Here is a 20,549-nt window from a genome sequence, read left to right on the forward strand (position 1 = left end):
ACCTCAGTACGGATGGGCCCGCTGAAGAGGCACTGTCTGATGGATCAACAGGGCGGTATCGGGCGTGGGTTGGTAGCGAAATGTCGATACCTCGCTGTGCGGCGACAGCAGTTGAAGGCGCAGACAAGCCCGTGGATCAAACCAGTCGACCCCATCAAACAGCACCAGCGCGTCGCTTGACCAATCAATACTCAACCGCTCGATCGGGGTCAGTGAACCAAGCTCAAGCCGCTCAAGCTGCGCCAGCACCTCGGCCTCAGATGGTGCGCAAATCCATCGGATAATCAGCAACGCGTCGTCTGCCGTGGCAATCGCCGTGTCCAAAGGCTCGTCACCCAGGACAAGAATATCGCCATCGATCCCCTCCAGCCGGCCGGCATAGTCATCAATCTGACACGCCCAGTGGTAATCCGAGGGATGGCCGTCGAGGCCACGCCACATACCGGCCAAGCCTTCACCCATCACCACCAAGGGGCCACCGGAACTGGACAGCCATGGAGAAATCTTGAATCGACTCATAGGCTCCTTGCCTTCCTGTTGAGCAGAACAGCTACATGATCCACTGACAACGCCATGATGTCCGCGCAAAAAAAAGCCAACGCTAGGCGTTGGCTTTTTAGGTGCCGCTGCGGATCAGAAGTCCAGGTTGGACACCGCCAGGGCGTTGCTTTCGATGAAGTCGCGACGAGGCTCGACCGCATCCCCCATCAGTGTGTTGAAGATCTGGTCGGCGCCGATGGCGTCTTCGATGGTCACCTTGAGCATGCGGCGCATGCTTGGGTCCATGGTGGTTTCCCACAGCTGGTCAGGGTTCATCTCGCCCAGACCTTTGTATCGCTGGATGGTGTGGCGCTTGGTGCTTTCCGCCATCAGCCAGTCCAGGGCCTCCTTGAACTCGGTGACGGCTTTCTTGCGTTCGCCGCGCTGAACATACGCGCCTTCGTCCAGCAGGGTGCTCAGTTGAGCGCCGAGGGAGACGACGGTCTTGTAGTCGTTGCTGCCGAAGAAGTCGCGGTTGAAGGTGACGTAGTTGGACAGGCCGTGGGAGATCAGCTCGACCTCTGGCAGCCACACATTGCGTTCACGGTCTTCGCGCAGGCTGGCCTTGTAGACCAGGCCGGACTTCTCGGAAGTGCGCAGGCGGGCGTCGTACTTGGCCAGCCAATCCTGCATGGCGGCGTGGTCGGACAGTTGCTCCATGGTCACGGCCGGCAGGTAGATGAAGTGCTCGGTCAGCTCCTGCGGGTACAGGCGCGACAGGCGCTTGAGGGTCTTCATCACCATGCGGAAGTCGTTGACCAGGCGCTCCAGCGCCTCGCCGGAGATCCCCGGGGCTTCTTCGTTCAAGTGCAGGCTGGCATCTTCCAGAGCCGACTGGGTCATGTAGTCTTCCATGGCGTCGTCGTCTTTGATGTATTGCTCTTGCTTGCCTTTCTTGACCTTGTACAGCGGCGGCTGGGCGATGTAGATGTAGCCGCGCTCGATCAGCTCCGGCAACTGACGGAAGAAGAAGGTCAGCAGCAGGGTACGGATGTGCGAACCGTCGACGTCAGCATCGGTCATGATGATGATGTTGTGATAACGCAGCTTGTCGATGTTGTACTCTTCGCGGCCGATGCCGCAGCCCAGCGCGGTGATCAGGGTGCCCACCTCTTGCGACGAGATCATCTTGTCGAAGCGTGCCTTCTCGACGTTGAGGATCTTGCCCTTGAGCGGCAGGATCGCCTGGGTCTTGCGGTTGCGGCCCTGCTTGGCGGAACCGCCAGCAGAGTCACCCTCCACCAGGTAGAGTTCGGACAGGGCCGGGTCCTTTTCCTGGCAGTCCGCCAGTTTGCCCGGCAGACCGGCGATATCCAGCGCGCCTTTGCGACGGGTCATTTCACGGGCTTTACGCGCCGCTTCACGAGCGCGGGCAGCGTCGATCATCTTGCCCACCACCAACTTGGCTTCGTTGGGGTTTTCCAGCAGGAAGTCGGAGAAGTACTTGCCCATCTCCTGTTCGACCGCGGTCTTCACTTCGGAAGAAACCAGCTTGTCCTTGGTCTGGGAGCTGAACTTCGGATCCGGCACCTTCACCGAGATGATCGCGGTCAGGCCTTCACGAGCGTCGTCACCAGTGGTGGCGACCTTGTGTTTCTTGGCCAGGCCTTCCTGCTCGATGTAGTTGTTCAGGTTACGGGTCAGGGCCGAACGGAAGCCCACCAGGTGGGTACCGCCGTCGCGCTGAGGAATGTTGTTGGTGAAGCACAACAGGTTCTCGTTGAAGCTGTCGTTCCACTGCAAGGCGATTTCCACGCCGATACCGTCTTCACGCTGGATGTTGAAGTGGAACACCTGGTTGACCGCAGTCTTGTTGGTGTTCAGGTATTCAACGAATGCACGCAGGCCGCCTTCGTACTTGAACAGCTCTTCCTTGCCGCTGCGCTCGTCCTTGAGGACGATGCCGACACCGGAGTTGAGGAAGGACAGTTCACGGATCCGCTTGGCCAGGACGTCCCAGCTGAAGTGGATGTTCTTGAAGGTTTCAGCCGAAGGCTTGAAGTGGATCTGGGTACCGGTGGTTTCGCTGTCACCAACGATCTTCATCCGCTCTTGCGGAACACCGTGGACATAGGTCTGTTCCCAGATCTTGCCGCTACGGCGCACAGTGAGGATCAGTTCTTCGGACAGGGCGTTCACTACCGACACACCTACGCCGTGCAGACCGCCGGAGACCTTGTAGGAGTTGTCGTCGAACTTACCGCCGGCGTGGAGCACGGTCATGATGACCTCTGCCGCCGAAACGCCTTCTTCTTTATGCACATCTACCGGGATACCGCGACCGTTGTCGCGCACGGTGATGGATTCATCCGGGTGGATGATGATGCTGATGTCGTCGCAATGGCCGGCCAGCGCTTCGTCGATGGAGTTATCGACCACCTCGAACACCATGTGGTGCAGACCGCTGCCGTCATCGGTGTCGCCAATGTACATACCGGGACGTTTGCGTACGGCATCCAAACCTTTCAGCACCTTGATGCTGGTCGAGTCGTACGTATTTTCTTCGCTCATGCCTTCACTCCCGATGGTCGTGGGTCTGGGTGATACGGCCTTGTTCCACGTGGAACAAAGCGACTGGCGTTTCCGTCTGCCAGCCTTCCCTCAATAATTCGTGGTCTACACAGGTGATAAACACCTGGCAGCGTAAGTCTTCCAACAAGCGACAAAGTGCGCGGCGATGCTGCTCGTCCAGCTCGGACGGCAAGTCATCCACCAGATAAATACACTGACCGCGGCGGGCCTGGCTCACCAGGTGCCCCTGGGCAATGCGCAAGGCACAGACCACCAACTTCTGCTGGCCACGGGACAAGATGTCCGCGGCGTTGTGTCCGCCTAAGCGCAGACGCAAATCAGCACGTTGTGGGCCGGCCTGGGTATGACCCATTTGCTGGTCACGGTGGAGGGCGGTCGCGAGCACTTCACTGAGCTCCCGGTCCTTGTCCCAACCACGGTAATAGCTAAGCGTCAGGCCCTCGAGCTGCAACAGTTCGCCCAAGGTCCGCTCAAAGACTGGTTTCAAGGCTTTGATATAAGCGCGGCGGTATTCATCGATTTCAGCGCTGGCCTGACATAGTTCCCGGTCCCAGGCCGCTTGCGAAGCGGCGTCAAGTGTACCATGCCGCAGCCATGAGTTCCGCTGCCGCAGGGCCTTCTGCAAGCGCTGCCAGGTGGACATGAAGCGTGGTTCCACATGGAACACTCCCCAATCCAGGAACTGCCGACGGATCTTCGGTGCGCCCTCCAGCAGGCGGAAGCTGTCCGGGTTGATCAACTGCAGCGGCAGGATCTCGGCTAACTGCGCCGCGCTGCGGGCATTCTGACCGTCGATGCGGATCTGGAATTCCCCCTGGCGATCACGGGATATCCCCAGGCTGCTATGGCCGCCCTGGGCCAACTCCACCTGGCCGAACACCGTGCAAGCCAGCTGCTCGTACTGGATCACCGGCAACAGGCGGGCACTGCGGAACGAGCGGGCAAGCCCCAGCAGGTGGATGGCTTCCAGCACACTGGTCTTGCCACTGCCGTTGGCGCCGTAGAGAAGGTTGATGCGGGGGGAGGGGGAGAAGGTCACCGGGTGCAGATTGCGCACCGCGGTGACCGAGACGCGACTGAGGGACATCTAGCTTCTGCTGAGCATGATTACAGGCGCATCGGCATGACAACGTAAGCCGAGTCGTCGTTGTCGGATTCCTGCACCAGCGCACTGCTGTTGGAATCGGACAGGATCAGGCGAACCTGTTCGGTGGTCATCACGCCCAGCACGTCCAGCAGGTAGCTGACGTTGAAGCCGATTTCCAGGGAACCGCCGTTGTATTCCACGCCCACTTCTTCTTCCGCTTCTTCCTGCTCCGGGTTGTTGGCCTGGATCTTCAGCTGACCATTGGCCAGTTGCAGACGGATGCCGCGGTACTTCTCGTTGGACAGGATCGCGGTACGGCTGAAGGCTTCGCGCAGCGCCTGGCGATCACCCAGTACCAGCTTGTCACCGCCTTTGGGCAGCACGCGCTCGTAGTCCGGGAACTTGCCGTCCACCAGCTTGGAGGTGAAGGTGAATTCGCCGGTGGTGGCACGAATGTGGTGCTGGCCCAGGACAATGCTGACGTTGCCATCGGGCTCGGTGAGCAGGCGCGCCAGTTCCAGGATGCCTTTGCGCGGCACGATCACCTGGTGGCGATCCGGCTGGCCGATGTCCGCCTGCATCGAGCACATGGCCAGACGGTGACCGTCGGTGGCCACGGCGCGGATGATCCCGGCGGACACTTCCAGCAGCATGCCATTGAGGTAGTAGCGCACATCCTGCTGGGCCATGGCGAAGCTGGTGCGTTCGATCAGGCGGCGCAGTCGGCTCTGCTCCAGCTGGCAGGTCAACGAGCCCGGGCCTTCTTCCACAGTCGGGAAGTCGTTGGCCGGCAGGGTCGACAGGGTGAAGCGGCTACGCCCGGCCTTCACCACCAGCTTCTGCTCGTCGACCTTGATGTCGATCAGGGCATCGTTGGGCAGGCTCTTGCAGATGTCCATCAGCTTGCGCGCGGGAACGGTGATTTCCCCCGGCTCGGCTGGCTCTTCAAGTTGCACACGACCGACCAGCTCGACTTCCAGGTCGGTACCGGTCAGCGACAGTTGCTGGCCTTCGACAACCAGCAGCACGTTGGAAAGCACCGGCAAGGTCTGGCGGCGTTCGACGACGCCGGCGACCAGTTGCAGGGGTTTCAACAGGGCTTCGCGTTGAATGGTGAAATGCATGGTCTAGTCCCTTGCCTTAATAAGCTGCGTTGGAGTCATCAAGTGGTCAGAGTACGCAGCAGGTTCTTGTAGTCCTCGCGGATGTCCGCGTCGGATTCCTTAAGTTCATTGATCTTGCGGCAGGCGTGCAGAACCGTGGTGTGGTCGCGACCGCCGAACACATCGCCGATTTCCGGCAGGCTGTGGTTGGTCAGTTCCTTGGACAGGGCCATGGCCACCTGACGCGGGCGGGCCACCGAACGGGAACGCCGCTTGGACAGCAGATCGGAAATCTTGATCTTGTAGTACTCGGCGACGGTGCGCTGGATGTTATCCACAGACACCAGCTTGTCCTGCAGCGCCAGCAGGTCCTTCAAGGATTCGCGAATCAGCTCGATGGTGATATCGCGGCCCATGAAGTGCGAGTGGGCGATGACCCGTTTCAGGGCACCTTCCAGTTCACGGACGTTGGAGCGAATGCGCTGGGCAATGAAGAACGCTGCATCATGAGGCAGCTCGACCTTGGCCTGGTCGGCCTTCTTCATCAGGATCGCCACCCGGGTTTCCAGCTCAGGCGGTTCGACGGCCACCGTCAGGCCCCAGCCGAAGCGCGACTTGAGGCGCTCTTCCAGGCCTTCGATCTCCTTCGGGTAGCGGTCGCTGGTGAGAATCACCTGCTGGCCGCCTTCGAGGAGGGCGTTGAAGGTGTGGAAGAACTCTTCCTGGGAACGTTCCTTGCGGGCGAAGAATTGAATGTCATCGATCAGCAGCGCATCGACCGAACGGTAGAAACGCTTGAATTCGTTGATGGCGTTGAGCTGCAACGCCTTGACCATGTCCGCCACGAAGCGCTCGGAATGCAGGTACACGACCTTGGCATTCGGGTTCTTCTTTAATAGGTGGTTACCCACAGCGTGCATCAAGTGGGTCTTACCCAGGCCGACGCCGCCATAAAGGAACAGCGGGTTGTAGCCATGCTTGGGGTTGTCCGCCACCTGCCAGGCCGCCGCGCGGGCCAGCTGGTTGGATTTACCCTCGACGAAATTCTCAAAGGTGAAAGTGCGGTTCAGGTAGCTGGTGTGCTTGAGCGCGCCTTCTACCTGGACAGTACGCTGTTCGGCGCGTACCGGTGCCTGCTGCGAGCTGGCGCCCGCCATCGGGTCGAAGCTGTCACGAGAGGGTTCTTCGCTGACTTCGGCAGCCTTCTGCGCGGCGGCTTTCTTGGCCGGGGCAGAAGTGGGTGCCGGAGCGGGCGCGGGAGCAGCAGCCGGGGCAGCATTGGCTGCTGCGGCTTGCAGGGCTTGCGAAGCGGCAGCGGCCAGTGGCGCGTTAGGTGCGGCGCGAGGCGCCGAACTGCGTTTGCTGCCTATTAATAAGGAAAGAACCGGTGCCATGCCGTTGCCGTGTTCATCCAGCAGCTCGAGCACACGCCCCAGGTACTTTTCATTGACCCAATCGAGAACAAAACGATTCGGTGCGTATACACGCAACTCGTCGCCTTCGGCTTCGACCTGTAGCGGACGGATCCAAGTGTTGAATTGCTGGGCAGGCAGCTCATCACGCAGAAGCTCCACGCACTGCTGCCAAAGTTCCACTGACACGGATATCCCCTAAGTTGAAAGCCGGTGAGGCAAAAACAAGCGGCCATTGTAGCGATCAGCCGCCCACTTATCCACATGTAGCGTGTCCTCAGGACACTAAGAATCAACGCCTTACCCCGAATAAACACGACCAGCGGTATGTGCATAAGCTCTGTGGATAACCCCACTTGAGGCCATTGCACAACTCGGGGCGAAACTCTGTGGGTAACTCGCCTGTGGATAACCAACCGTTCCACACACAGGTTTTCCGATGGCGCAGCACAGGCAGGACACCGTTTCTCAACCGTGTTGTCATTCTCTGTACAGTACGGACTAGAAGGGCTTGAGTCAGTTATCCACAGATGAGGACGTCCCTAGTCTTTATAAGCTTTACAGAAAAGCTTTAAATACTTTCCTTCTTTATTTTTATATCTAGCCGACCCTGGCTCACAACCCCGTACCCGGACATACATAGATAAAGGAAAAGCTGGTTGGAAATTGACCTAGAGGCTTGCTTTCTCTAGAATCGCCGATCTCTTAAAACGGGGGCCATTCCGGCCCGTTGTGGACGAACCAGGTAACACGACATGAAACGTACTTTCCAACCAAGCACTATCAAACGCGCTCGTACCCACGGTTTCCGTGCTCGCATGGCTACCAAGAACGGTCGTGCCGTCCTGTCGCGTCGTCGCGCCAAAGGTCGTGCGCGTCTGGCAGTTTGATAATCCGGCACTGGAGGTGAGTCAGGACTTCAGTCGGGAAAAGCGTCTGCTTACTCCCCGGCACTTCAAGGCGGTCTTTGACTCCCCTACCGGCAAGGTTCCGGGGAAAAATCTCCTGCTCCTTGCGCGCAACAACGATCTTGATCATCCCCGTCTGGGGCTCGTGATCGGGAAAAAGAGCGTAAAACTCTCCGTTGAGCGCAATCGCCTCAAGCGTCTGATGCGCGAATCGTTTCGTCTCCACCAGGACTCACTGGTCGGATGGGATATCGTTATCGTCGCGCGCAAAGGTTTGGGCGATGTAGAAAACCCCGAATTGATTCAGCATTTCGGCAAACTCTGGAAACGCCTGGCACGCAACAAGCCGGTACCAGCAGCCAACTCCGAAACTGTAGGGGTAGACAGTCCCGATGCGTAAACTGGCACTCGTTCCGATCCAGTTTTACCGCTATGCCATTAGTCCTCTGATGGCCAATCACTGTCGTTTCTACCCCAGTTGTTCCTGCTACGCGTTGGAAGCCATCGAAAATCATGGCCTTCTGCGCGGTGGCTGGCTGACCTTTCGTCGTTTAGGTCGCTGTCATCCGTGGAATCCCGGTGGTTATGACCCGGTTCCACCTATCCCTACCTCCCGTTCTTCTTCGATGGCCGAGTAATCATGGATATCAAACGCACGATCCTGATCGTCGCCCTGGCAATCGTGTCCTATGTCATGGTTCTTAAATGGAACCAGGATTATGGCCAAGCTGCCCTGCCGACTCAGAATGTTGCTTCCAGCACGACCGCCCCGGGCTTGCCGGATGCGCCAACAGGCACTTCCGCTGCCAACGACGACATTCCGCGCGCGGCAAGCGACACCACCGCACCCGCTGAAGCGCCTGTAGCGGCAAGCAAAGATCTCATTCAGATCAAAACGGATGTGCTCGACCTGGCTGTCGATCCACAAGGTGGGGATATCGCGCAACTGCGTTTGCCACTGTATCCACGTCGTCAGGACCACCCGGAAATCCCGTTCCAGCTGTTCGATAACGGCAACGAGCGGACTTATCTGGCACAAAGTGGCCTGATTGGCAGCAACGGCCCGGACGCAAGCCCGGCCGGTCGCCCGATCTACTCGGCCGAGAAGAAAAGTTATCAACTGGCTGACGGTCAGGACCAATTGGTGGTCGACCTGAAGTTCAGCAAGGACGGCGTCAACTACATCAAGCGCTTCACCCTGAAGCGTGGCCTGTATGACATCACCGTTTCCTACCTGATCGACAACGAAAGCGCGCAGCCCTGGACCGGTGCGATGTTCGCCCAGCTCAAGCGCGACGCCAGTTCCGATCCATCCTCCAGCACCGCCACCGGCACCGCGACTTACTTGGGCGCCGCCCTGTGGACAAGTTCCGAGCCGTACAAAAAGGTGTCCATGAAAGACATGGACAAGGTGAACGAGGACAAATCCAAGGCACCCATCACTGAAAATGTTCAGGGTGGTTGGGTTGCCTGGCTGCAGCACTACTTCGTGACCGCCTGGATTCCGCCAAAAGGCGAGAACAACCAGGTTCTGGCGCGTAAAGACAGCAAAGGCAACTACATCATCGGCTACACCGGCCCTTCGATGACCGTTGCTCCGGGTGCCAAGGCTGAAACCAGCGCCATTCTGTACGCCGGCCCGAAAAGCCAGGCCGTGCTGAAAGAGTTGTCCCCAGGACTGGAACTGACCGTGGACTACGGGTTCCTGTGGTTCATTGCCCAGCCGATCTTCTGGCTGCTGCAACATATCCACAGCCTGGTGGGTAACTGGGGCTGGTCGATCATCTTCCTGACCATGCTGATCAAGGGGATCTTCTTCCCACTGTCGGCTGCCAGCTACAAGTCCATGGCACGCATGCGTGCAGTGGCTCCGAAACTGGCCGCGCTGAAGGAAAAATTCGGCGACGATCGTCAGAAAATGTCCCAGGCGATGATGGAGCTGTACAAGAAAGAGAAGATCAATCCGCTGGGCGGCTGCTTGCCGATCCTGGTGCAGATGCCGGTCTTCCTGTCCCTGTACTGGGTACTCCTGGAAAGCGTGGAAATGCGCCAGGCACCGTTCATGCTGTGGATTACCGACCTGTCGATCAAGGATCCGTTCTTCATCCTGCCGATCATCATGGGCGCCACCATGTTCATCCAGCAGCAGCTGAACCCGACGCCTCCGGATCCGATGCAGGCCAAGGTGATGAAAATGATGCCGATCATCTTCACCTTCTTCTTCCTGTGGTTCCCGGCGGGTCTGGTGCTGTACTGGGTAGTGAACAACTGCCTGTCGATCGCTCAACAGTGGTACATCACTCGTAAGATCGAAGCGGCTACCAAGAAAGCAGCTGCCTGACCTACGCTGTGGATAACCACACAAGACGCCCCCTAGTGGGGCGTTTTGCTATCTGTCACTTTTGTCTGGATGTCGGGTTATGAATGTCCCTCGTGAAACCATCGCTGCCATTGCTACCGCCCAGGGCCGCGGCGGCGTGGGTATCGTACGGATTTCCGGGCCCCTGGCGGGCGCGGCAGCCAAATCCATCAGCGGCCGTGAGCTGAAGCCGCGGTTTGCCCATTACGGGCCGTTTCTCAGTGAGCAAGAAGAAGTCCTGGATGAGGGCATTGCCCTGTATTTCCCCGGGCCGAACTCCTTCACCGGCGAAGACGTGCTGGAACTGCAGGGCCACGGCGGCCCGATTGTTCTCGACATGCTCCTGCAGCGCTGCCTGGAGCTGGGCTGCCGCCTGGCTCGGCCGGGAGAATTCAGCGAGCGTGCGTTCCTCAACGACAAACTGGACCTGGCCCAGGCCGAAGCCATTGCCGACCTGATCGAGGCCAGTTCGGCACAGGCTGCGCGCAATGCCCTGCGTTCGCTGCAAGGGGCGTTCTCCCAACGTGTGCATAACTTGACCGAGCAACTGATCGCCCTGCGGATCTATGTCGAAGCGGCGATCGATTTTCCCGAGGAAGAAATCGACTTCCTTGCCGATGGCCATGTGCTGAGCATGCTCGATGCAGTGCGTGACGAGTTATCCACAGTACTGCGTGAAGCCGGACAGGGCGCCTTGCTGCGCGATGGCATGACCGTGGTGATCGCCGGGCGCCCAAATGCCGGCAAATCCAGCCTGCTCAACGCCCTGGCCGGGCGCGAGGCTGCCATCGTCACCGATATCGCCGGCACCACCCGGGACATCCTGCGCGAACATATCCACATCGACGGCATGCCGTTGCACGTGGTGGACACCGCAGGGCTGCGGGACACGGAGGACCAGGTGGAAAAGATCGGTGTCGAACGGGCCCTCAAGGCCATCAGCGAGGCCGACCGGGTGTTGCTGGTGGTGGACGCCACCGCGGCGGAAGCAGCGGACCCCTTTGCCTTGTGGCCGGAGTTTCTCGAACAGCGGCCAGACCCGGCCAAGGTCACGCTGATTCGCAACAAGGCCGATCTGACCGGTGAACCCATTGCCCTGGAAACCTGTGACGATGGCCATGTCACCATCAGCCTCAGTGCCATGGCCGCGGGTAGGGGGCTGGAACTGCTGCGGGATCACCTGAAAGCCTGCATGGGCTATGAACAGACATCCGAAAGCAGCTTCAGTGCGCGCCGCCGGCACTTGGAGGCATTGCGCTACGCCAGTGCCGCCCTGGAACATGGCCGGGCACAGTTGACCCTGGCAGGTGCCGGCGAACTGCTGGCCGAGGACTTGCGCCAGGCCCAGCAATCGCTGGGGGAAATCACCGGGGCCTTCAGTTCCGATGACCTGCTGGGGCGGATCTTCTCCAGCTTCTGCATCGGCAAGTAATCATCCTTCCGAGCAAGCGCCTGTGGACAACTCCCTCTGGGATACCGTCTGCGGGCGTTACCTTTATCCCCCATCCAAGCCCGCTGCGACATTGAGTAACAGCGCCCGCCTGAAAATAACTGCTTTATCCCCCGGTTAATCAGCCAATAACCGTCATATCGCAGAAGTTCGCATAAACGCCGACTTGGTTCCCTATTTGCATCCATTTTTTGTACAGGTTTATACATCTCGGGAAATTCCCCGGCATGCGTCGCCTGGGCCGACGGTTGGAAGCCGGCTGGTCTTCATGAACCTGCATTCAAGGAGCTGAAATGGCTGACGCGGGCACTGTTCTACAGCGTGGCCTGAGCACCCGGCACATCCGCTTCATCGCCCTGGGCTCTGCCATCGGCACAGGCTTGTTCTACGGTTCGGCGGCCGCCATTCAACGGGCGGGGCCTTCGGTCCTGCTGGCCTATCTGATTGGCGGCGCAGCCATCTACCTGACCATGCGCGCCCTGGGAGAGATGGCAGTCAGGACCCCTGTTTCAGGCTCTTTCGGACATTACGCCAGCAGTTATCTGGGACGTTTTGCGGGGTTTCTCACCGGTTGGAGCTACGCCTTTTCCATGCTCATGGTGTGCCTGGCTGACGTCACCGCATTCGGCGTCTACATGGGCCTGTGGTTTCCCGATACTCCCCGCTGGATCTGGGTGCTGAGCATTGTCCTGGGCATTGGCGCCTTGAACCTGTGCAGCGTAAAGGTGTTCGGCGAGCTGGAGTTCTGGCTGTCGCTGCTCAAGGTTGGCGCCATTGTGGCCATGATCGTCGGCGGCTTTACCCTGCTGTTCTTCGGCATCCAGCTTGGGGAGGAACAAAGCCGGGGAGGGCTGGCCAATCTCTGGGAATACGGCGGCTTTTTCCCTAACGGCGTGGAGGGCATGATCGCCTCCTTCACCATCGTCATGTTCGCCTTTGGTGGAATCGAAGTCATCGGCATCACCGCCGGCGAGGCCAAGGACCCGCAGCGCATGATCCCCAAGGCCATCAACTCGGTACCGCTGCGGATCCTGATCTTCTACGTACTGACCTTGCTGATTCTGTTGACCCTGGCGCCCTGGTCGAGCATCGGTAGCCATGGCAGCCCGTTCGTGCAGATCTTCAGCAGCCTGGGGATCAGTTCGGCGGCCACGGTGCTGAATATCGTAGTGATTTCCGCCGTGGTCTCGGCCATCAACAGCGATATCTTCAGTGCCGGGCGAATGATGTATGGCATGGCGGCGATCGGGCAGGCGCCGGCAGTGTTCGCCAGGACCTCCCGGTTCGGCGTGCCCTGGATGACGGTGTTGGTCATGTCGGTGGCATTGCTGCTGGGGGTGCTGCTCAACTACTGGATCCCGCAGGAACTGTTCCTGATCTTTGCCTCGCTGGTGACATTTTCCGTGGTCTGGGTCTGGCTGATGATCCTGCTGTCACAAATGGCCATGCGTCGTGGCATGAGTGCCAGGGAAATCCACGAACTGAAGTTCCCGGTGCCCCTGGGCACTGCGGGTCAGGCCTGTGCCGTGGTTTTCATGTTGTTCATCTTCGGTGTGCTGGGCGCATTTGCCGATACGCGCCTGGCTCTGTATGTGGGGCTGGGCTGGTTGGCGCTGCTGTCGCTGGCCTATTGGATATGGATCAAACCGGATACCACCGGCTCGGCCGCCGCCGAGCCCGGTATCGGAACTCAGGAAAAGGGATAACCCATGGGATCGTTCGAGTTGCCGCCTACAACCATTGAAGCCTTTCAGCGCGATGGCGCTGTGTGCATTCGCCAACTGTTCAGCAGCGATGAAGTCGGCCTGCTGGAGCAGGGGATCGAGCACAACCTGGCGTTTCCCAGCGAACGGGCCAAGGTCGCCAGCCGTCCGGACGACCCTGGCTGGTTCTTCGAGGACTTCTGCAACTGGCAAGAGAACCCGGCCTATCGGCAGTTCATCTTCCAGAGCCGGGTTGGCCATGTGGCTGCGCAACTGATGGGCAGCGATCAGGCTCGCCTGTATCACGACCACCTGCTGGTCAAGGAACCCAATACCCGGCAACGCACGCCCTGGCACCAGGACCAGCCGTACTACAACGTCGAAGGCCGTCAGAACTGCAGCATGTGGATGCCGGTGGACCCGGTGGCCCGGGAATCGACCCTGGAGTTCATTGCCGGCTCGCACCTGGGGCCCTGGCTGATGCCGCGAACCTTTCTCGCCAACCAGGCCAGGTGGTTCCCCGAGGGCAGCCTGGCTGATCTTCCGGACATCGAGGCCGATCGTTCAGCATGGAACATTCTGGGCTGGGAACTGCAGCCCGGCGACGCAGTGTTTTTCCACATGCTGACCCTGCATGGGGCCGGCGGTGTAGGCGGAAATAGACGACGGCGGGCATTTTCCCTGCGTTTTCTCGGAGAAGACATGCGCCATGCCCCGAGACCATGGCGAACCTCACCGGAATTCCCCGGCCTGGTCGAACAGTTGGCCGCCGGCGCCGCTCTGGAACATGAGCTGTTTCCACGTTTGTGGCCTCGCGACCTGGCCTGAACGGGCATTTATCCACCGGCAGGTCGCGCTCGCGGCCTGTCTTTTCGCGTTATCCAGCTTCCATTTTCGTTCTTTGCCCTGGGCGAAGGGGGGGGTAGCTGTGGGCGTCTATCAGTGGAAAGCAGGTTTTTCTGTGGATTAAGCCCTGTGAATAACTGCCCTTCAGCTCAGTTGATAACCGGGCTCCAAAACTGAGAAAAACCGCCCCTGTGGATAACAACCCCATTCATCCACAGGCTTAAACCGGTTATCCAAGGGCCTCATTGCCACCTAACCACAGACTTTAAAATCTCTGTACACATTGTAAATAAAGGGATACAGCGATCTATCCACAGATAGGGTGCTGTATAAGAATAAACATAAAAACAAGGTTTTAATAAATCTCTCTCTTTTAATTTCTATTGTCTGCCAGTCATCCACAGCTGGTTAAATTTTGTGCAAAGGGTTCTTTAGAAAGGTCGAAGTCCCTATACTTGCCGCCTTGGTCCAAAAGCCAACCCGACAATTACTCCTAATTACTCCTACTTGAAGCAGGCACGAGGTGCGTGGTGGATTTCCCTTCCCGTTTTGAAGTGATCGTCATCGGCGGCGGTCATGCCGGTACCGAGGCAGCACTTGCATCAGCACGCATGGGGGCAAAAACCCTGTTGCTGACGCATAACGTGGAAACCCTCGGTGCCATGAGCTGCAATCCCGCGATCGGCGGCATTGGCAAGAGCCACCTGGTCAAGGAAATCGATGCCCTGGGCGGCGCGATGGCCATGGCTACAGATAAGGGCGGCATCCAGTTTCGCGTGTTGAACAGCCGCAAAGGCCCAGCCGTGCGCGCTACCCGCGCCCAGGCCGACCGCATTCTGTATAAGGCAGCTGTTCGCGAGATTCTGGAAAACCAGCCCAACCTGTGGATATTTCAACAGGCGGCTGACGACCTGATCGTTGAACAGGATCAGGTCCGTGGTGTTGTGACCCAGATGGGCCTGCGTTTCTTCGCCGAATCCGTGGTGTTGACCACCGGTACCTTCCTCGGCGGACTTATCCACATCGGTATGCAGAACTACTCCGGCGGTCGTGCTGGTGATCCGCCCTCGATTGCCCTGGCGCAAAGACTTCGGGAACTGCCTCTGCGTGTCGGCCGCCTGAAAACCGGCACACCGCCGCGTATTGATGGCCGTTCTGTGGATTTCTCGGTAATGACCGAGCAACCCGGCGATACCCCGATTCCCGTGATGTCGTTCCTGGGGTCGAAAGAGCAGCATCCACCGCAAGTCAGTTGCTGGATTACCCACACCAACGCCCGCACCCACGAAATCATTGCTTCGAACCTCGACCGTTCGCCGATGTACTCCGGGGTGATCGAAGGTATTGGCCCGCGTTACTGCCCGTCGATCGAAGACAAGATCCATCGCTTTGCCGACAAGGAAAGCCACCAGGTCTTCATCGAGCCCGAAGGCCTGACTACCCACGAGCTGTACCCGAACGGGATATCCACCTCCCTGCCATTCGACGTGCAACTGCAGATCGTGCAGTCGATTCGCGGCATGGAAAACGCCCATATCGTGCGCCCGGGCTATGCCATCGAGTACGACTACTTCGACCCGCGGGACTTGAAGTACAGCCTGGAAACCAAAGTCATCGGTGGCCTGTTCTTCGCAGGCCAGATCAATGGCACCACCGGCTATGAAGAAGCCGGTGCCCAAGGTTTGCTGGCCGGGGCCAACGCGGCGCTGCGTGCTCAGGGCAAGGACAGCTGGTGCCCGCGTCGCGACGAGGCCTATATCGGCGTACTGGTGGATGACCTGATTACCCTCGGCACCCAGGAACCGTACCGGATGTTCACGTCCCGCGCGGAATACCGCTTGATCCTGCGTGAAGACAACGCCGACCTGCGTCTGACCGAAAAAGGTCGCGAACTGGGGCTGGTGGATGACGTGCGCTGGGCCGCTTTCTGCAAGAAACGCGAAGGCATTGCCCAGGAAGAACAACGTTTGAAGTCCACCTGGGTTCGTCCGGGTACCGAGCAGGGTGATGCCATTGCACAAAAATTCGGTACGCCGCTGACCCACGAATACAACCTGCTGAACCTGCTGAGCCGTCCGGAAATCGACTACGCTGGTCTGGTCGAAGTGACCGGGCAGGGCGCTGAAGATCCACAGGTCGCCGAACAGGTCGAGATCAAGACCAAGTACGCCGGCTACATCGATCGCCAGCAGGACGAAATTGCTCGCCTGCGCGCCAGTGAAGACACCAAATTGCCTGTGGATATCGATTACAGCGGTATTTCCGGCCTGTCGAAGGAAATCCAGAGCAAGCTCGGCGCGACCCGCCCGGAAACCCTGGGCCAGGCCTCGCGGATTCCCGGTGTAACCCCGGCAGCGATCTCCCTGTTGATGATTCACTTGAAAAAACGCGGCGCGGGCCGTCAGTTGGAGCAAAGCGCTTGAGTTCTATGGTCACCCCACAACACGCGGATGAGTTATCCACAGGCGCTCGCCAGCTCGGCGTCGAGCTGAGCCCGACCCAGCACCAATTGCTGCTGGGTTACCTGGCCCTGTTGATCAAGTGGAACAAGGCCTACAACCTCACTGCGGTGCGCGATCCCGATGAAATGGTCTCCCGCCATCTGCTCGATAGCCTGAGCGTGATGTCGTTCATCGAAAACGGCCGCTGGCTGGACGTCGGCAGCGGTGGCGGCATGCCCGGCATCCCGCTGGCGATCCTGTTTCCCGAGTCGCAAGTCACCTGTCTGGACAGCAACGGCAAGAAAACCCGCTTCCTGACTCAGGTCAAACTCGAACTCAAGCTCGAAAACCTGCAAGTTATCCACAGTCGGGTCGAAGCCTTTACTCCTGAGCAGCCTTTCAACGGGATCATTTCCCGGGCGTTCAGCAGCATGGAGAACTTCACCAGCTGGACCCGCCACCTGGGCGACCGCGATACACGCTGGCTGGCAATGAAGGGCGTCCATCCCTCGGATGAGCTGTTAGCATTGCCGGCAGACTTCCACCTCGATAGCGAACACGCCTTGGCCGTACCCGGTTGCCAAGGCCAACGCCATCTGCTGATACTGCGCCGCACGGCATGATTGGGAACACAAGCAAGAATGGCTAAGGTATTCGCGATAGCGAACCAGAAAGGTGGCGTGGGTAAGACCACCACCTGCATCAACCTCGCAGCATCCCTGGTAGCGACCAAGCGCCGGGTGCTGTTGATCGATCTTGATCCACAGGGCAACGCCACCATGGGTAGCGGTGTGGATAAACACGGTTTGGAAAACTCGGTCTATGACCTGCTGATCGGTGAGTGCGACCTGGCCCAGGCGATGCATTTCTCCGAGCACGGCGGTTACCAGTTGCTGCCGGCCAACCGCGACCTGACGGCCGCGGAGGTGGTGCTGCTGGAAATGCAGATGAAGGAAAGCCGTCTGCGCAGCGCCCTGGCGCCAATCCGCGAAAACTACGACTACATCCTGATCGACTGCCCGCCGTCGCTGTCGATGCTCACCCTCAACGCCCTGGTCGCCGCCGATGGGGTCATTATCCCCATGCAGTGCGAGTACTACGCGCTGGAAGGTTTGAGCGACCTTGTGGATAACATCAAGCGCATCGCCGAACTGCTCAACCCGGAGCTGAAGATCGAAGGCTTGCTGCGCACCATGTTCGACCCGCGCCTGAGCCTGATGAACGATGTTTCCGCGCAGCTCAAGGAACACTTCGGCGATCAGCTGTATGACACCGTGATTCCGCGCAACATCCGTTTGGCCGAAGCGCCGAGCTACGGTATGCCGGCGTTGGCGTACGACAAACAATCCCGTGGCGCGCTGGCCTACCTGGCCCTGGCGGGCGAGATGGTTCGCCGGCAACGTAAACAATCGCGCGTCGCAGCCGCCCAGCCAACTTAAGGAATCCCCATGGCCGTCAAGAAAAGAGGTCTCGGACGTGGACTGGATGCACTGTTGAGTGGTCCGACTGTCAGCGCACTGGAAGAACAAGCGGTGCAGGCCGACCAGCGTGAGCTGCAACACCTGCCCCTGGACCTGATCCAGCGCGGCAAGTACCAGCCGCGTCGGGACATGGACCCGCAAGCGCTGGAAGAACTGGCGAATTCGATCAAGAGCCAGGGCGTGATGCAGCCGATCGTGGTCCGGCCCATCGGTGGTGGTCGTTTCGAGATCATTGCCGGCGAGCGCCGCTGGCGGGCCAGCCAGCAGGCTGGCCAGGAAACCATCCCGGCGATGGTCCGCGATGTGCCGGATGAAACCGCTATCGCCATGGCTCTGATCGAGAACATCCAGCGTGAAGATCTCAACCCCATCGAGGAGGCGGTGGCCCTGCAGCGCCTGCAGCAGGAATTCCAGCTGACTCAGCAACAGGTCGCCGAAGCCGTGGGCAAGTCCCGCGTCAGCGTGGCCAACCTGCTGCGCCTGATCGCCTTGCCTGAGGTGATCAAGACCATGCTGTCCCACGGCGACCTGGAAATGGGTCATGCCCGTGCATTGCTCGGATTGCCGGAAAATCAACAGGTTGAAGGGGCGCGACACGTTGTCGCACGAGGCCTCACCGTGCGCCAGACCGAGGCCCTGGTTCGCCAGTGGCTGAGCGGCAAACAGGAACCTGCTGAACCGGTCAAGCCAGACCCGGATATCGCCCGTCTCGAGCAGCGTCTGGCCGAGCGCCTGGGCTCTGCGGTGCAGATTCGCCACGGCAAGAAGGGTAAAGGTCAGCTGGTGATCGGCTACAACTCCCTGGATGAGCTGCAAGGCGTCCTCGCTCACATCCGCTGAAACATTTCCTTATGTAGCGCGCAGTCGGAAATCACTACCCGGCAGTTGAATAGGGGCTGAACCGCCCCTATACTCTGCGCGCATTTTGTCGGCACAAATTATGCCAAGTTAATGAATTCTGGCAGCCGACCCTTGAGGAGCAAGAGCGATGGAAACCCGCACGCCAAACCGCTTGCCGTTTCATCGCTTGGCGGTTTTTCCGGTTTTACTGGCTCAGTTGATCATTTTACTGATAGCCGCTCTGGCGCTCTGGCAATGGCGTGGAGTCGTAGCCGGATACTCAGGCCTTTGCGGAGGACTGATAGCCTTGCTACCCAATGTGTATTTCGCTCACAGGGCATTTCGGTTTTCCGGCGCCCGAGCGGCCCAAGCCATCGTCCGGTCTTTTTATGCCGGTGAGGCGGGCAAACTGATTTTGACGGCGGTGCTGTTTGCACTGACGTTTGCAGGTGTGAAGCCATTGGCGCCGCTGGCTGTATTCGGCGTCTTCGTGCTGACCCAACTGGTCAGCTGGTTCGCTCCCCTGCTAATGAGAACAAGACTTTCGAGACCTTAGGGCGTTTGAGGCAACCATGTCAGCAGAAACAACCGCTTCGGGCTATATCCAGCACCACTTGCAGAACCTGACCTTCGGTCAGCTACCCAATGGGAGCTGGGGCTTTGCCCACTCCGCAGCAGAAGCCAAGGAAATGGGCTTCTGGGCATTCCACGTCGATACCCTCGGCTGGTCTGTCGCACTGGGTGTGATCTTCATTCTTCTGTTCCGCATGGCGGCCAAGAAGGCGACTTCCGGCGTGCCGGGCGCTTTGCAGAACTTCGTTGAAGTCATGGTTGGCTTCGTCGATGGCAGCGTGAAGGACAGTTTCCACGGCCGCAGCCCGGTGATCGCACCGTTGGCACTGACCATTTTCGTCTGGGTGTTCCTGATGAACGCCATCGACCTGGTACCGGTGGACTGGATTCCACAACTGGCCATGTTGATCTCCGGCGACCAGCACATTCCGTTCCGTGCCGTATCCACCACTGACCCGAACGCCACCCTGGGCATGGCCCTGTCGGTGTTTGCGCTGATCATTTTCTACAGCATCAAGGTCAAGGGCATCGGCGGCTTCATCGGCGAACTGACCCTGCACCCGTTCGGCAGCAAGAACATCCTGGTTCAGGCGCTGCTGATTCCGGTGAACTTCCTGCTTGAATTCGTGACCCTGGTTGCCAAGCCGATCTCGTTGGCACTGCGTCTGTTCGGCAACATGTATGCCGGCGAACTGGTGTTCATCCTGATCGCTGTGATGTTCGGCAGCGGCCTGCTGTGGCTCAGCGGCATGGGTGTGGTTCTGCAATGGGCGTGGGCTGTGTTCCACATCCTGATCATCACCCTGCAGGCCTTTATCTTCATGATGCTGACCATCGTCTACCTGTCGATGGCGCACGAAGAGAACCATTAAGACCAGTCTCGACTAGTCTGATGTCCCTCTCGTTGCGGCGAGAGGGGGCCCGTCTCGGGTCAATGAAACGATTTGTTTTACCGCTTTAATCTAAAAAACCTAAACCATACGACGTAAAAGTCGGGAGGAAAGATGGAAACTGTAGTTGGTCTAACCGCTATCGCTGTTGCACTGTTGATCGGCCTGGGCGCACTGGGTACCGCAATTGGTTTCGGCCTGCTGGGCGGCAAGTTCCTGGAAGGCGCAGCGCGTCAGCCAGAAATGGTTCCAATGCTGCAAGTTAAAATGTTCATCGTTGCCGGTCTGCTCGACGCCGTAACCATGATCGGTGTTGGTATCGCTCTGTTCTTCACCTTCGCAAACCCCTTCGTTGGTCAACTCGCTGGCTAATCACTCGATTCT

At 59.0% G+C, this 20,549-nt stretch carries 19 protein-coding genes; 14 read left to right on the top strand and 5 right to left on the bottom strand.

The window, feature by feature from the left end:
- Window positions 1–3: 3 nt before the first annotated feature.
- From ACUXVH_RS00590 to dnaA, 5 genes are all read right to left on the bottom strand, one after another.
- Window positions 4–519 carry an Imm21 family immunity protein gene (locus ACUXVH_RS00590; protein WP_065364979.1) on the bottom strand — a complete coding sequence of 172 codons (516 nt, stop codon included), beginning with the start codon at window positions 517–519 and terminating at the stop codon, window positions 4–6.
- 114 nt (window positions 520–633) lie between these two features.
- The gene (gene gyrB, locus ACUXVH_RS00595) at window positions 634–3,051 is read right to left on the bottom strand and encodes a DNA topoisomerase (ATP-hydrolyzing) subunit B (RefSeq protein ID WP_011058394.1); all 2,418 of its coding nucleotides are present in this window, start codon (window positions 3,049–3,051) and stop codon (window positions 634–636) included.
- Between the two features lie 4 nt (window positions 3,052–3,055).
- Window positions 3,056–4,159, bottom strand: coding sequence for a DNA replication/repair protein RecF (gene recF, locus ACUXVH_RS00600; protein ID WP_011058393.1), 1,104 nt, complete (start codon window positions 4,157–4,159; stop codon window positions 3,056–3,058).
- Between the two features lie 20 nt (window positions 4,160–4,179).
- A complete protein-coding gene (dnaN, locus tag ACUXVH_RS00605) occupies window positions 4,180–5,283 on the bottom strand; it encodes a DNA polymerase III subunit beta (RefSeq protein ID WP_011058392.1) in 1,104 nt (367 codons plus the stop codon).
- Between the two features lie 38 nt (window positions 5,284–5,321).
- Window positions 5,322–6,863 carry a chromosomal replication initiator protein DnaA gene (gene dnaA, locus ACUXVH_RS00610; RefSeq protein WP_011058391.1) on the bottom strand — a complete coding sequence of 514 codons (1,542 nt, stop codon included), beginning with the start codon at window positions 6,861–6,863 and terminating at the stop codon, window positions 5,322–5,324.
- A 566-nt stretch (window positions 6,864–7,429) separates the two neighbouring features.
- On the opposite strand from dnaA, the gene rpmH reads away from it, so the two are divergent.
- From rpmH to atpE, 14 genes are all read left to right on the top strand, one after another.
- Window positions 7,430–7,564, top strand: a complete 135-nt coding sequence (rpmH, locus tag ACUXVH_RS00615; protein ID WP_003213577.1) for a 50S ribosomal protein L34 — start codon at window positions 7,430–7,432, stop codon at window positions 7,562–7,564.
- Between the two features lie 16 nt (window positions 7,565–7,580).
- Window positions 7,581–7,982, top strand: coding sequence for a ribonuclease P protein component (rnpA, locus tag ACUXVH_RS00620; RefSeq protein WP_026020269.1), 402 nt, complete (start codon window positions 7,581–7,583; stop codon window positions 7,980–7,982).
- Window positions 7,975–8,220 carry a membrane protein insertion efficiency factor YidD gene (gene yidD, locus ACUXVH_RS00625; RefSeq protein ID WP_003213574.1) on the top strand — a complete coding sequence of 82 codons (246 nt, stop codon included), beginning with the start codon at window positions 7,975–7,977 and terminating at the stop codon, window positions 8,218–8,220. The genes rnpA and yidD overlap by 8 nt, the downstream gene beginning before the upstream one ends.
- Window positions 8,221–8,222: 2 nt before the next feature.
- The gene (gene yidC, locus ACUXVH_RS00630; protein WP_011064394.1) at window positions 8,223–9,923 is read left to right on the top strand and encodes a membrane protein insertase YidC; all 1,701 of its coding nucleotides are present in this window, start codon (window positions 8,223–8,225) and stop codon (window positions 9,921–9,923) included.
- A 79-nt stretch (window positions 9,924–10,002) separates the two neighbouring features.
- Entirely contained in the window at window positions 10,003–11,373 is a 1,371-nt protein-coding gene (gene mnmE, locus ACUXVH_RS00635; protein ID WP_065364980.1) for a tRNA uridine-5-carboxymethylaminomethyl(34) synthesis GTPase MnmE, read from the top strand.
- Between the two features lie 311 nt (window positions 11,374–11,684).
- The gene (locus tag ACUXVH_RS00640; protein WP_065364981.1) at window positions 11,685–13,097 is read left to right on the top strand and encodes an amino acid permease; all 1,413 of its coding nucleotides are present in this window, start codon (window positions 11,685–11,687) and stop codon (window positions 13,095–13,097) included.
- A 3-nt stretch (window positions 13,098–13,100) separates the two neighbouring features.
- A complete protein-coding gene (locus tag ACUXVH_RS00645; protein ID WP_065364982.1) occupies window positions 13,101–13,922 on the top strand; it encodes a phytanoyl-CoA dioxygenase family protein in 822 nt (273 codons plus the stop codon).
- A gap of 548 nt (window positions 13,923–14,470) precedes the next feature.
- Window positions 14,471–16,363: a tRNA uridine-5-carboxymethylaminomethyl(34) synthesis enzyme MnmG gene (mnmG, locus tag ACUXVH_RS00650; protein ID WP_011064390.1), complete on the top strand. Its 1,893-nt coding sequence runs from the start codon at window positions 14,471–14,473 to the stop codon at window positions 16,361–16,363.
- A gap of 5 nt (window positions 16,364–16,368) precedes the next feature.
- Window positions 16,369–17,004: a 16S rRNA (guanine(527)-N(7))-methyltransferase RsmG gene (gene rsmG, locus ACUXVH_RS00655; RefSeq protein ID WP_015637574.1), complete on the top strand. Its 636-nt coding sequence runs from the start codon at window positions 16,369–16,371 to the stop codon at window positions 17,002–17,004.
- 18 nt (window positions 17,005–17,022) lie between these two features.
- Window positions 17,023–17,820 (top strand): ParA family protein, encoded by a 798-nt coding sequence (locus ACUXVH_RS00660; protein WP_011064388.1) that lies wholly within the window; start codon window positions 17,023–17,025, stop codon window positions 17,818–17,820.
- 9 nt (window positions 17,821–17,829) lie between these two features.
- Complete coding sequence (locus tag ACUXVH_RS00665) at window positions 17,830–18,702, top strand: ParB/RepB/Spo0J family partition protein (protein WP_011064387.1); 873 nt, start codon at window positions 17,830–17,832, stop codon at window positions 18,700–18,702.
- A gap of 148 nt (window positions 18,703–18,850) precedes the next feature.
- Window positions 18,851–19,258 carry a F0F1 ATP synthase subunit I gene (locus ACUXVH_RS00670; protein WP_015637573.1) on the top strand — a complete coding sequence of 136 codons (408 nt, stop codon included), beginning with the start codon at window positions 18,851–18,853 and terminating at the stop codon, window positions 19,256–19,258.
- Window positions 19,259–19,274: 16 nt separating this feature from the next.
- Window positions 19,275–20,147 (top strand): F0F1 ATP synthase subunit A, encoded by an 873-nt coding sequence (gene atpB / locus ACUXVH_RS00675; RefSeq protein WP_011064386.1) that lies wholly within the window; start codon window positions 19,275–19,277, stop codon window positions 20,145–20,147.
- Between the two features lie 132 nt (window positions 20,148–20,279).
- Window positions 20,280–20,537, top strand: coding sequence for a F0F1 ATP synthase subunit C (gene atpE, locus ACUXVH_RS00680; protein WP_002555987.1), 258 nt, complete (start codon window positions 20,280–20,282; stop codon window positions 20,535–20,537).
- The last annotated feature ends 12 nt before the right edge of the window (window positions 20,538–20,549 follow it).

Source organism: Pseudomonas sp. 8(2025) (assembly GCF_052665325.1).

Coding starts and splice junctions, on each gene's coding strand:
- ACUXVH_RS00665 (WP_011064387.1), top strand. CDS start 17,830: ATGGCCGTCAAGAAAAGAGGTCTCGGACGTGGACTGGATGCACTGTTG.
- ACUXVH_RS00640 (WP_065364981.1), top strand. CDS start 11,685: ATGGCTGACGCGGGCACTGTTCTACAGCGTGGCCTGAGCACCCGGCAC.
- ACUXVH_RS00590 (WP_065364979.1), bottom strand. CDS start 519: ATGAGTCGATTCAAGATTTCTCCATGGCTGTCCAGTTCCGGTGGCCCC.
- yidD (WP_003213574.1), top strand. CDS start 7,975: ATGCGTAAACTGGCACTCGTTCCGATCCAGTTTTACCGCTATGCCATT.
- atpE (WP_002555987.1), top strand. CDS start 20,280: ATGGAAACTGTAGTTGGTCTAACCGCTATCGCTGTTGCACTGTTGATC.
- atpB (WP_011064386.1), top strand. CDS start 19,275: ATGTCAGCAGAAACAACCGCTTCGGGCTATATCCAGCACCACTTGCAG.
- ACUXVH_RS00670 (WP_015637573.1), top strand. CDS start 18,851: ATGGAAACCCGCACGCCAAACCGCTTGCCGTTTCATCGCTTGGCGGTT.
- gyrB (WP_011058394.1), bottom strand. CDS start 3,051: ATGAGCGAAGAAAATACGTACGACTCGACCAGCATCAAGGTGCTGAAA.
- dnaN (WP_011058392.1), bottom strand. CDS start 5,283: ATGCATTTCACCATTCAACGCGAAGCCCTGTTGAAACCCCTGCAACTG.
- rsmG (WP_015637574.1), top strand. CDS start 16,369: ATGGTCACCCCACAACACGCGGATGAGTTATCCACAGGCGCTCGCCAG.
- rpmH (WP_003213577.1), top strand. CDS start 7,430: ATGAAACGTACTTTCCAACCAAGCACTATCAAACGCGCTCGTACCCAC.
- mnmE (WP_065364980.1), top strand. CDS start 10,003: ATGAATGTCCCTCGTGAAACCATCGCTGCCATTGCTACCGCCCAGGGC.
- ACUXVH_RS00645 (WP_065364982.1), top strand. CDS start 13,101: ATGGGATCGTTCGAGTTGCCGCCTACAACCATTGAAGCCTTTCAGCGC.
- ACUXVH_RS00660 (WP_011064388.1), top strand. CDS start 17,023: ATGGCTAAGGTATTCGCGATAGCGAACCAGAAAGGTGGCGTGGGTAAG.
- yidC (WP_011064394.1), top strand. CDS start 8,223: ATGGATATCAAACGCACGATCCTGATCGTCGCCCTGGCAATCGTGTCC.
- recF (WP_011058393.1), bottom strand. CDS start 4,159: ATGTCCCTCAGTCGCGTCTCGGTCACCGCGGTGCGCAATCTGCACCCG.